10 protein-coding genes are annotated in these 12,535 nt (G+C 34.0%); 3 read left to right on the forward strand and 7 right to left on the reverse strand.

Annotated features, from left to right (window positions below):
• Positions 1 to 113 precede the first annotated feature (113 nt).
• Positions 114 to 761 carry a hypothetical protein gene (locus tag ACODSI_RS10745; protein WP_488916855.1) on the reverse strand — a complete coding sequence of 216 codons (648 nt, stop codon included), beginning with the start codon at positions 759 to 761 and terminating at the stop codon, positions 114 to 116.
• A 222-nt stretch (positions 762 to 983) separates the two neighbouring features.
• On the opposite strand from ACODSI_RS10745, the gene ACODSI_RS10750 reads away from it, so the two are divergent.
• Entirely contained in the window at positions 984 to 1,484 is a 501-nt protein-coding gene (locus ACODSI_RS10750; RefSeq protein ID WP_488916856.1) for a hypothetical protein, read from the forward strand.
• A 47-nt stretch (positions 1,485 to 1,531) separates the two neighbouring features.
• Here the strand turns inward: ACODSI_RS10750 and ACODSI_RS10755 are convergent, their stop codons facing one another.
• The 6 genes from ACODSI_RS10755 to ACODSI_RS10780 all read right to left on the reverse strand — a co-directional run bounded on the left by ACODSI_RS10755 (position 1,532) and on the right by ACODSI_RS10780 (position 9,828).
• Positions 1,532 to 2,299 carry an SDR family NAD(P)-dependent oxidoreductase gene (locus ACODSI_RS10755; protein ID WP_488916857.1) on the reverse strand — a complete coding sequence of 256 codons (768 nt, stop codon included), beginning with the start codon at positions 2,297 to 2,299 and terminating at the stop codon, positions 1,532 to 1,534.
• A gap of 91 nt (positions 2,300 to 2,390) precedes the next feature.
• On the reverse strand, positions 2,391 to 3,323 hold the full coding sequence (locus ACODSI_RS10760) for a helix-turn-helix domain-containing protein (protein ID WP_488916858.1): 933 nt from the start codon (positions 3,321 to 3,323) through the stop codon (positions 2,391 to 2,393).
• A gap of 204 nt (positions 3,324 to 3,527) precedes the next feature.
• Positions 3,528 to 3,914 carry a hypothetical protein gene (locus ACODSI_RS10765; RefSeq protein WP_488916859.1) on the reverse strand — a complete coding sequence of 129 codons (387 nt, stop codon included), beginning with the start codon at positions 3,912 to 3,914 and terminating at the stop codon, positions 3,528 to 3,530.
• Between the two features lie 164 nt (positions 3,915 to 4,078).
• Positions 4,079 to 6,337, reverse strand: a complete 2,259-nt coding sequence (locus tag ACODSI_RS10770) for a CocE/NonD family hydrolase (protein ID WP_488916860.1) — start codon at positions 6,335 to 6,337, stop codon at positions 4,079 to 4,081.
• A gap of 53 nt (positions 6,338 to 6,390) precedes the next feature.
• On the reverse strand, positions 6,391 to 9,123 hold the full coding sequence (locus tag ACODSI_RS10775; protein ID WP_488916861.1) for a tail fiber domain-containing protein: 2,733 nt from the start codon (positions 9,121 to 9,123) through the stop codon (positions 6,391 to 6,393).
• Between the two features lie 6 nt (positions 9,124 to 9,129).
• Positions 9,130 to 9,828 (reverse strand): hypothetical protein, encoded by a 699-nt coding sequence (locus ACODSI_RS10780; RefSeq protein ID WP_488916862.1) that lies wholly within the window; start codon positions 9,826 to 9,828, stop codon positions 9,130 to 9,132.
• Positions 9,829 to 9,959: 131 nt separating this feature from the next.
• Between ACODSI_RS10780 and ACODSI_RS10785 the strand changes: the two genes are divergently transcribed.
• On the forward strand, positions 9,960 to 10,658 hold the full coding sequence (locus ACODSI_RS10785) for a LytR/AlgR family response regulator transcription factor (protein ID WP_488916863.1): 699 nt from the start codon (positions 9,960 to 9,962) through the stop codon (positions 10,656 to 10,658).
• Entirely contained in the window at positions 10,655 to 12,523 is a 1,869-nt protein-coding gene (locus ACODSI_RS10790; protein ID WP_488916864.1) for an ATP-binding protein, read from the forward strand. The genes ACODSI_RS10785 and ACODSI_RS10790 overlap by 4 nt, the downstream gene beginning before the upstream one ends.
• Positions 12,524 to 12,535 lie beyond the last annotated feature (12 nt).

The following is a 12,535-nucleotide window of genomic DNA, read 5'->3' on the forward strand; positions in this document are numbered from 1 at the left end:
ATTTTGTTTAAATACACGTCTCATTATTTGTTTAAACAAAAAATAACATGGATGATGTTTTGGTAATGTTTCATTTGCCACGTATCATTTGAAGTCGTTTTAGGAATAATGAATTAATCAATATGTTTTAAGAATTCACCCCATTCAATACTTAACAGCTTCGTAAATTTTGTAATGGTTTTTCGTTTGCTTTCTGGAAATTTTTTACTGTCATTGATTAGTTTTCGGCAGTAGCCATAAACCAGAGCTTCTTTTTTATTGCTTTCAACATTGTCATCGATTATTTCGAATTCGAGAACCGCAATTTTAGCCCAAGTTTTCAAGTCGTTATCATTAAAGCAATTGGTTTGATCAAAAAAACTAGCGAAAGCTTCGGGATGGTTTTCAATATATTCTTTTCCAAAACTACCTAGTCCTTCAGAATAGGCGCCGTCTGAAATTTGATAAGAATTGGTAATGACTCTAAAGTAAAACTTCTTTTCATTTTCAGTTCCATTTAAGATGTAATCGAAATAGTCTAACGGTTCATCGGTAAGTTTGGCGGTATTATTAAACAATTCTTTTGCCATTTTTGGCGTTTTCGGATTGGATAACATAGTGCTGTAATCGCAATCTGTATGCGCTTGTGGTTGTATTATACTATCCTTTTTTTCTTTTGCAACTGGATTTAATTTTTCTGAACCAGTTAGTGTTTCATTTTTTTTACAAGAAATAAACGATGTGAAACTTAAAATGGAACATAAAGTAACTATTGATTTCATATAATTTAAATTTGATTAATAATTGAAATATTAATTAGATAATCTAATGTAAGTAAAAATAGTTTTTTCATAGCTATTTTAATGTGTAGGGTATGATTTTTTTTGTTAAATTTGAATTGATTAACTAAGTTCAAGGTCTGTATCGAAACCAATATATGGCAATTGTTTACTGAGAAATAAAATTTTGTTCACCCCAAATTATAATACCTTTTTAATATGAAAATGAAGATACTAGTAATTCTAATGCTAACACTATGTACCAGTGTTGTATTCTCTCAAAACGACAAACCCATGCGCAATGCCTATCGATTGACCATTGCGGCCGACGAAACCCAGCAATATGGCATGGACGTAAAAAATACGCCTTATTTTGTAAAAGAAAAAGTGTTGCAATTGTTTTGCGGTGAGTCGGTTTTTGTAGAATGTGAAGTGCAAGGCGACTCTATTAGCAGTATGAAAGTGGTGGAGAAAAACTTGAATCCGAAAAAGACCATTGTTATTGAATTTATTCAGGAAAGTTCCGATCGAAAAAACATCATTTCCTTATTGAATATTAGCAATCCATTTGATAAAGACTTGGTGTATGAAGCCAGTATGTATACCCCAATTAGTCCACAATGGAAGTCCACTTCGGTACTTCCCATTCGGGCGACACTGCAAAATTTTGAATCATGGCCTCATGCCATTATTACCTTAGTTTTAGATAAATGGCATTTTAAGTAATGTTTTAAAAATAAAAAGCCGCGTTATTACTACGCGGCTTTTTATTTTTAGATATGAACACCACCAGCAACCTCAATTCGCTGTGCGTTAATCCATTTGGAGTCATCGCTACACAGAAAGGCCACTACCGAACCAATGTCGTCGGGTTGACCAACGCGACCTAATGCCGTACTTGAAGCAATTAGGTTGTTTAAGTCTTGGTTGTCTCTTACCGCACCACCACCAAAGTCGGTTGCAATAGCGCCAGGAGCAACGGTATTCACCCTAATTTTTCGAGCACCTAATTCAAGTGCTTGGTAACGGCTTAACGATTCGATTGCCGCTTTCATAACAGCATACGCAGCATAACCGTTGTAGCTGAATCGTGCCAAACCAGAAGAGATGTTTACAACACTAGCACCGTCTTGTAGTAAAGGCAACATTTTTTGAGTCAAAAAGAAAGCACCTTTTAAATGGATGTTTACCATGCTATCAAATTGTGCTATTGAGGTTTCGGCAAATGAAGCGTGAATACCAACTCCAGCATTATTGACTAAAGCCGCCAAAGTTTGTGAATGGAACTCGTTTTGTAGGGTTGTGGAAAGTGTGTTGGCAAAGGAATCAAAAGTAGTTGCATCAGACACATCTAGTTTAATAGCTTTAGCTTTTTGACCTAATGCTTCGATATTGGTTACGACTTCTTGAGCCAATTCACTTTTCGATTGATAGGTAATGACTACGTCAAATCCTTTTTTTGCTAATTGCAATGCCATGTCTTTTCCAAGTCCACGGCTGCCTCCAGTTACTAAGGCAATTTTGTTTACAGTGTTTGTCATTTTAATATGAATTAATTACACTGCAAAGTTGCTTGATTCTATGAAATACACTGTTGCGTGATTCAAAGTGTTATTTGTAAAATTCAAATAATTATTCTTCTCGGTAACTTAATGGAGAAAAGGCGGTTTGTTTTTTGAAGAAATTAGAAAAATGTGCCACTTCATCAAAGCCTAAGCAAAAAGCTATTTCTGAAATATTCCAGTTGGTTTGTTTGAGTAGTATTTTAGCCTCTTGCGTAATGCGACTGGCAATTATTTCAGTGGTGGTTTTACCTGTGGCTTCTTTCAGAACTTTGTTTAAGTGATTGACATGGACTCTCAAATTCTCGGCATATTCTTTGGCAGTGCGCAGTTGCAAAATTTGATTGGGCGATTCAATTGGGAATTGTCGTTCTAATAATTCGATAAAAAGCGAGGCTATTCGGGCGGCAGCATTGTGAGTGGGTTTGGAGCCTTTAATCGGTTTTAGTTTCTGACCCGTGTGGATTAACTCGATGACATAATTGCGCAATAAATCATATTTAAACGCATAATCCGATTGGATTTCGGTATTCATTTTTAAGAATATTTGCTCAATATCGTTGTATTGTTTATCGTCTATTTGATAAATAAAATCACCTTTACTATTGAAGATTGGCAAGGCATCAATGTGTAATGCGGTCTTGGATTTGTGCATAAAATCGGCAGTAAATACGCAAAAATAACCTGATTGATTGTCGTTTTGTGGTGTATATCGATAAGGAATTTTGGGAGAGGCAAAGAGTACACCTTTTTGTTTTACTTCAATTTCTTTGTCGGCAAACTCAACTTTATTATGACCATTGATTAAACTTATTTTGTAATAGGTCCTGCGGTTGTAGGGCATTATGGGTTTCGACTTACAAGCGCTGTTCATTTCAGCAATGTTAAAAATATTGAAATGACCAATATCAATGTTGTTTTGTTCGTTGAGAAATAATTCAGTTAATTGACATTTGTCGTCTAATATTTCTTTGTAGAACTCGTTGATGGAGATAGTTGTCATTTTTGTAAAAATCAAATAATGGCAAAGGTATTCAAAAGAATTAAATTCTAGATGGTTTTTGTTAAAAGCTTGATTTAATCCAAATAACTTTAGAAATGATTTAGCGGCTTCTTCCAGTTTTTAAGTTTGAATGGAATAGAACTTTATTTTAGAATAAAAAAAACTCCTCATGTACGAGGAGTTTTCTATTTAAAATGTAAAGAATTATTTCATTTTTCCATTAACAACCGCTACAATAGCACCCACTAATGCCGACAGGACAATGGTGACTAAAATATCCAGGGCAATCATTTTGTAATGAATTTCAGTGTTGTTGACATTCATAAAAAAATCAGAATACATTCCTAACAAAAGCCCAATCATTGCGGCGGTTTTCATGCCCGGAACACATTTAGAAACTGTTTCACCTAAAGAAAAGATAAACGAAAGCAAGAATCCAAATGACATGCACCCTAAAAAGATAAACGTCATGTTTTCTTTTCCAGTTGGAGGAAAAATACTAGTCAACAGAATTCCATAAAAAAGCCAACCTAACAGAAAGTTGGCAATTCCGCCTACAATTCCGCCTACAATAAAGTTTTTTACATTCATAATTAAATAGTTTAATTGGTTAATGAATTAAAAGTAAGCATAATTAAGAAATATTTAATCTTTTAAATTATTAATTATCAACTGTTTAAATGTGATATTTGTTTATAACTCTATGCAAAAAAATCCTCAATTAAGAGGATTAATTTAGGAATAGAAATAAACAGTTATTTTAAGATAGGAAGTTCAAAAGTGCTGCTGCCATACCATTTTATTTGTAGTGGAATTGCGGCATCTTTAATAGTTTCGTCACTTACATCTTTACCGCTTCCATAATTAATTTGCCAATCAGGACTGTTGTTAACTCCGAGTAAAATTACAATCTGACTGCCTTTTTGTAATTGTTTGCATGCTAAAAAGTTACTAGTTACCGGTATAGATTCAATGGCATTTGGTTTTAGTAATTGTCTTTTGGTACTGTCTTTGGCTAAGCTGGCTCTTTGAATGTTATTGCTAAGGGCAAAGTAGGTTCCGTCGGGTCTTTTTTCATACAATTGAATTACGATATCTAAATCTTTTTTATTGCATTCAAATAATAAGTTAGCTTCTAAAGCACCTGTTATTGCTACAGGTTCTAGTAATGGTTGGCTTTCTAAAATGATGAGGTTTTTGTCTCCTGGAAGTTTTTTAGGTTGTATTTCGTCAAATCCGCAATAGTTATTTTCGCTATTGACTTTAACCACACTTCGATCTTTAAAATCGATAGTTTGAGTGATAAAATTCAGTTTTTGGAGTTTAGTAGAGGCTAAGGAATAAATTCCGTTATTTTGAGTACTACTCAAATGAAAGGTTAGTTTATCATTCGACATTTTCGCTAGGCTAGGAGCATGGTTCCAAGTATTGGCTCCCATTAATTGATAATTGACTTTGTCTTTTAACAGTTCTGGTTTTGGTCCGTTTTTTAAGGTGTAATTGAACCATTGAAATACAATTTCTTGAATCGGAATGTTAGCGACTTCATCTATGGTGTAATCGTTTAAGGCTGCTTTTGGATAGCCTTGAGCTCCAAAGTGATCGTAGGGACCAATAATCAAGTAATAATTATCACTTTTATTCCATTTTTGATATTGCTTGTAATAGTATAAAGCACCCAATTGATCATCGTCGTAATAGCCAGTGGTGGTCAATATAGGAATATCAATTTGGCTGAACTCTTCTTTTTGAGGTGTCATGTTTTGCCAAAAACTATCATAGGTTGGGTGGTCTAACCAACGTTGAAAAATTGGATTAGGTCTGCCTTCAATAGCGTCTAATTCCCGAAAAGATTTGCCAGAAGTATAGTATTCTTTAAAAGCCTCATTCCAATGAGTGGTATCAGAAAAATCGCCTATATCCGTAAGTTTATCGTTCGTCACAAAATGAATCCAACGCAACATATAACTCATAAAAACTCCATTAGCCATAGGATAATCAATTCCAATACCCACGGCAACTTGCGGTACAATTGTTTTTAAGGCTGGATGTTTTTTCTTAACGGCACTCCACTGGCTAAATCCGAGATAGCTGCCGCCATACATGCCTACTTTTCCATCGCACCATGATTGTTTACTTATCCAATCTATGATTTCGTAGGCATCTTTAGCATCGTGTTCAAAAGGTTCGATAGCATCTTTACTCAATCGTTTACCACGTGTGTTAGCCACTATACCTACAAAACCTCTATTGGCGGCTTCTTTACAACGTGAAATATCGGCACCGGCATAAATGTTATACATCAATACGATAGGTAATGGCTGCGTTTCTTTTCGGAGGCGAACTACAGTAAGTGCTACCGTGCCGCCATCGGGCATGATCAGCGTAACATTTTCGTCAACGATGTATTTTTCATCGGATATTTTTTTGAGTATTTCTTTGGCTAAAGCTAAGGTGTTCGAAAAAGTAAGATAACTACAGTAACTGCGACAAAGGGCAACAGCTTCTTCAACAGTAAGGTTTTCTTTGGTTTCAATAGCTTTGAGTTTATCGTCTAAATCTTTTTTTAATTGCGAAAGGTCTTTTTCATAATATTGATCGACCATATTTTGTCCATCCTCATTTAGATCATCATAAATTTTGTGAAATTGCTTGTTGAACGTTGACTTGAAGTCTTCTTTAGTACTAGGATGGCCGTTTAATGTATTGGCATATACCCTGAACGGAAAACCTAAAGCTCGAATTGAAGTGCTGTCTTTGTAGGTTTCTTGCGCTGACTCGCGAATCGTAGGAGCTACAGTAGCATAATTTTTGGCTACCAATTGCAGTCTAAAAAGAGGGTCCTTATTGTTCTCGTTTTTTTGCTGTAGAAATGCAATAGTTTTTTTAGCCAATTCGGGCATGTTGGTTGCTAAAGCAGTACTGTCTTGGTATAAGTTTTTGGGGAAGTAAATTTGTTGGGAGAAGCCAGTAATTGACACTAAAAAAAGTACCGTTAGGATTATTTTTTTCATAATATCTTCTAGTTAATTCAAATGCTAAAGTATTAAATTTTAATAAATTATGCTTAATTAGATTTTAATGAAATAGTATTGATTGCCGTTTCGAGCTTTTGTAGGCGTTCTTCTGTAGTATTATTTTTATTCTCTAATTGTTGCATTTTCTGTTTCAAAAGTTCGTTCTCCTTACTTAATTCTTGGATAGCGGCTACCGAAAGTGTGTGAATTTGATCGTAATCAACCGAACGGAAATCACTTACTTGAGTGCCATAAACAAATAAATCATCGGTTTGTAAATGAGTAGGAATAGCGCATTCAAAATTATAATCATCAATTATAGTAACTTCAGATTCAATTGGAGTTGATTTGTTGTACAGTCTTATTTTGTCACTTTTTTTAATTTGAATTGGTTTTGCAAGATTAACACTCATAGTGTTTCTTATAGTATCCACACAAAAAGCATGAGGCACTTGCATGATATTTGGAATGTAATTGGTGGCTTGATTGACCGCCGATGGAATAATTTGTTCCACTTCTTGAGCAATAAAACCAGTTTTTATCGCCGTTCCTTTTTGCAACCAATCTTTGTAGGTATAATTGGTTACTTGCAATTGATTGATTTTTTCTAAAGCATTTTTAGTATTCATTCGGCTTTGAATATTTTTGATTCGTGCATCTGAAACAGCATTGAATTCGGTGGCTTGAATTCTATCGGAAGCTATAATAGAAAAATTTCCAGCAGTACTACTTGCAAAGCCCGTTGTAGTACTACTACCGCTACGTGCATAAAAAGCCCAACTTCCATATTGTGTATTTGAACCTACCACATTTAAAGGGCAACTTGGAGTAGTGGTGCCAATTCCTACATAGGTACTTGCAGGTGCATTATTTATTCCATTTATTGCTCCTAAAACTATTGTGTTATATTGACCTACTGTTGCATATCTTCCAATAGCAGTAGCATTGATTAGGTTAGAATCATTATAAGTAACATTAGCAAAAGCCCCTAAAAACAAACAACCGTTGATGTTGTTTCCGCTTCTATCGCCAGCGGATAAACCTAAACCGATGTTGTCGAAACCAATTTGGTTGCCTAAAAAGCGATTTCCGACACCGTCAATTTGCCCTAAGGAATGGAAACCAATGCCTATATTATTCCAACCTGTTGTGGTGGTAGGGTTGGCTTCTTCACCAAAACCACCGTTTCCTGTGCCTGTTGTGTTTTTTAAAAGTGCACCAGAACCAAATGCATTGTTAGCAGAACCGATAGTATTATAAAATAAACTTTGATTGCCAAATGCAGCATTTTTACTACCACTACCATTTGCTTGTAAACTAGAACCGCCAAATGCAGCATTATAATTACCAGTTGTATTATTATTCAAACTTAAACTTCCAAATGCAGCATTATTATTACCAGTTGTATTACTAGTCAATGCTTGATCGCCACTGGCAACATTAGATTCTCCTGATGTATTATTTAGTAGAGCACTCCAACCATTTGCAACATTAAAATTTCCACTTGTATTAAAATATAATGCATGATAACCATTGGCTACATTATAACTTCCTGTTGTATTTGAATAAAGTGCTCGATAACCATTGGCTACATTATAACTTCCTGTTGTATTTGAATAAAGAGCTTGATAACCATTGGCTACATTCTCATTTCCAATTGTGTTAAAATACATACTTTGATAACCATTGGCTACATTATTAATTCCTGTTGTGTTTACATATAAAGCTTGAGTGCCATTTGCTGTATTGAAGTTACCAATTGTGTTGTTGACTAAAGATTGATAACCAATAGCAACATTACCTAATCCTGTTGTATTGGCAGATAAAGCACTACTACCTATGGCCACATTATTAAATCCTGATGTATTGTAAGATAAAGCATGATTACCTATTGCCACATTGAATGAACCACCTGAATTGTCTTTCATTGCTTGATAACCATAAGCTACATTATAACCACCTATTGTATTAGAGGAAAGAGAATTATAACCAGAAGCCACGTTTCCATCTCCAGAGGTATTAGAAAGCAAACTATTAACTCCAACTGCTACATTTCTAGCTCCTGTTGTATTATTTAACATAGAAAAATAACCTACACTTGTATTATCGCTAGCGGTAGTATTTCTGTTTAATGCTCCCATACCAAAAGCACTATTTCTACTACCAGTTGTATTTAATACTAAAGAAGAGGAACCAAACGCACTATTATCATGACCAGTTGTATTTGAATACAATGACTGAAAACCAACCGCCGAATTGTAATATCCGTCTAAATTGTTAAATAAACTTTGAGTTCCAAAAGCTACGTTTTTATTACCTGTTGTTATCGAGTTTGCAGAAACTTGTCCAAATGAAGTATTATACAAAACTGGGTCAATAAAACCAGCTTGAAAATTATTCACTTTAAACTTTAACCCCATATTATCTGTCGTACCAATAAAATTAGTAGCTACATCGGTTCCAGCATTTCCTGTTAAACTCCAACCTTTGTCACCAGAAATACTTTTCCAAACTGAATTGGTATTGTCCCAATAGTAAAACCCTTTTAAGTTGGCACCCACATCGGTGGTTAAATAGACCATCATTCCGTCTTGATCGACAGTTGGATTTACAGTTGGAAACGCATCGACTTTCGGAATTAATATTCCGTCTGTAGCGTCTGGAGCAGCTTGATTGGTTGCTTTAATTTCCAGTTGCGCTTTAGGGTCAGTCGTATTGATACCCACTTGTGCTTGGAGTGAAGTAAAAGCAAATGCAAACAAAATAAGGGCTAACTTTTTCATTTTGATTTATTTCTTTTTTAATTCTTCTTTGATGAAAGTATCGAAGTCGGGTAGGTTTTTATTTTCATAAATATCTATGAATTGCTTGAATTGTAAATAGCCGTATACAAAAGGATCTTTGGTGGCTTCTTCGTAATTTTTTGAGAAAAACTCTCCAACGGTAGAACCCTCCGGAACGGGATTAGGCAGTTGCGACCACATCTTTTTAGCATATTCATAGCACTGTTTCAATTCGGCATCGCGGTGTTGTTTTTTCCACCATAAAAATCCAATAGTATTGGCCAAATATTCACTTTCGTAGGAATTATTGATATTACCACGAAGCACAAATTCAAACGCATGGCCCAATTCATGGGGTAAATAAAATCCGTTGAAAAATAATCCGAAGGCTTTTTTACCTTCCGATTCACTTCCTGCAAGTTGATAGAAAAACTGTTTTTGTTCCGGAATTACTTGTTCCCACAAAGGAATGTTGGCGGCATCTTTGTAAAAAAAAATTAAATAAGGCGTGGTATTGAGTACGGTTTTGATATCAAATTTAAAAGTAGGGTCAATTTTTTTGAGATCTTTGGTAAACTTTTTAGTAATCATTGTGGCATCTTTGACTAATGCGACAGAATCTTGGTATGTTGTAAACCATTTTTTTTGAGCGATAGTATTTATACTCAAAAAGGTTAGTGCAATAATTAAAATTGATTTTTTCATGATTTCTATTTTTAAAGCAAAAATGACACATAAATTGTAGTCCCAAAACCATCAATAGACCAACAACATTTTAAATAGACAGACGACATTTGTGTTAAAATATTTTTATATTTGAGAAACTTTTAAGCCCAATGAATCCATTTACTTGCATTATTATCGATGATGATGAAATTGACCGATTGACGGTTGTTTCGTATGCAAAAAGGTTTCCGAGTTTAAAAATTATGGGTGTTTTTGAACAGGCAGAAGAGGCTTTCTTATTATTAGAAAAAGAGAAAATCGACATCTTGTTTTTGGATATTGATATGCCCTCACTCAACGGATTGGATTTTCGTAAAAAAGCTCTAGAAATCCCGGTTTGTATTTACATTACGGCACATCCTGAACATGCTGTAGAGAGTTTTGAATTGGATACTCTAGATTTTATAGTAAAACCCTTAAAAATAGATCGATTTACTCAAACCATGAGTAAAATTGAAGATTACATGGAGTTAAAACACAAAGCACAATTATTTGAATCAACCCTTGGTGGCGATGTCATTTATATTAAAGAAGGACACACCGAAACCAAAGTAAAATTACACGATATTTTGTATCTTGAAGCGTTGAAAGATTACACTAAAATTGTAACATCTACAAAAAGACATTGTGTGTTAACGAGTATTGGAAATTTATTGAAAGAATCTCATTTTCAATCGTTTGTTAGAATTCATCGAAGTTTTGCAGTACAGAAGCAATATATTGATAAAAAAATGACCAACGAACTTTTACTCAACAATGGAACGATACTTCCTATCGGTAGGAGTTATAAAGATAATTTGAGCTTATGAAGAACTTGTTGTTGTTAATTTTGCTTCCTATTTTTAGTATTGCCCAAAATACTTCAGATACTACTTTAGATTCTTTGTTGACTGTTTTTAAAACCCAAGAAGCGCTTCAACAAGCAACAACTGCTAAAGCAATTGGTGTTTACTATAAAAAAAACAGCCAATATTACAATGCCATTGAATACCATCTTATTGCAAGAACTATTTATTCAAAATTGACGACTGAAAATGAGCGAAAAAAGCGTACTGATATGGCTTTATGTGATTTGAGTATTGGTGCAAATTATTATTTAATCGGCGATCACAAGAAATCTATGGAATATTATTTCAAAGCCTACAAAGTTATACCAGAAAATCTCGATTTATTACTCAATATTGCTACTTTATTTAACAGCCAAAAAAATCTTGAGAAATCATTTTATTATCTAAATCTTGCCGAAAAAGTTGCTCAAAAGACCAACACCTATTTGGATAAAATATGGAATAAAAAAAGTGATGTATACTTTAGTAAAAAGGATTCTGTTAACGGCTTTAAAGCCTTAAAAAAGAGTATTGATTTTTCAATAAAAGAGCATAACTTGGAGCAGTTGGCTATAACCTACACCAATTATGGTGATTTGCTACCAGATTCTAAGGAGAAAATAGACCTCTATTTAAAATCTAAGGCAATTTGGGATCGTTATCAGCCGGATAATTTGTTGGCTATTTCTAATAATATTTCGATAGCAAATTTTTACAGAACCATTGTAGATCAACCCAAAATGTTGTTAGAAAACGTTTTGACTAAAAAGGAAGCCATAAACAAAGCCGAAGAAATTTTATTGGATCAGATTCTAAAATGTAAAAAAATCAATCATAAAGGACAAAATTTGCAGTATTCGTTAGAGTGTTTGAGTTATGTGTATGAGCTCAAACAAGACTACAAAAAGGCTAATGATTATTTTAAAGAATGTGTGGTTTTGTATGATTCTTTAAATTCTATCGATACAAAAAATAAGATTTTGAATGTTGAATCGTCATTCAAAATTGGTGAAAAAGACAAAGAAATTCAATTAAACCAAAAAATAATCAAGCAAGAAAAGCAACAAAAATGGTTCTACATTTTCGGGATAACTATGCTGGCGATAATTGGATTGTTATTGTTTAATCAAAGTAGAAACAGAAAAAAAACTAATGAGAAATTGCAGCTTTTGAATGCCGAACTTGACCAAGCCAACAAAATCAAAGCACATTTTTTTAGTATTTTAAATCACGATTTACGCAGTCCGGTGGCCAACTTGATTCATTTTCTTCATTTGCAAAAAGACAGCCCCGAATTGTTGGATGAAGAAACTAAAGATAGAATGCAAAACAAAACAATATCTGGCGCAGAAGATTTACTTTCTTCTATGGAGGATATCTTACTTTGGAGTAAAAGTCAAATGGAAAATTTCCGACCGCAACCCAAAAATATTTCGGTACACCAATTATTTGAAGATACCAAAAAGGTATTTTCAGGGTATCATAAGATTCAATTTGTGTATGAAAATACAAATGATATTGTAATTTTTACAGATGAAAACTATCTGAAAACCATTGTTAGAAACTTGACCAGTAATGCAATTAACGTGTTTGCAGTTACTTCAAATCCAACCATTATTTGGAAAGCTTGGCAAGAAAAGGGTAAATCGTATTTGTCTGTTTCCGATAATGGTCCAGGAGCCAGTCAAGAACAATTTCGAGCTTTGTATAATGACAAGGAAGTTGTTGGTATAAAATCAGGATTGGGATTGCACTTAATTCGCGACCTGGCAAAAGCTATAAATTGCGAGATTGTAGTTGAAAGTAATCCCGAAAAAGGGACTACGTTTCAATTGTGTTTGTCTTAATAAAAAAGGACG

The sequence above is a fragment of the Flavobacterium sp. FG139 genome (assembly GCF_057809695.1).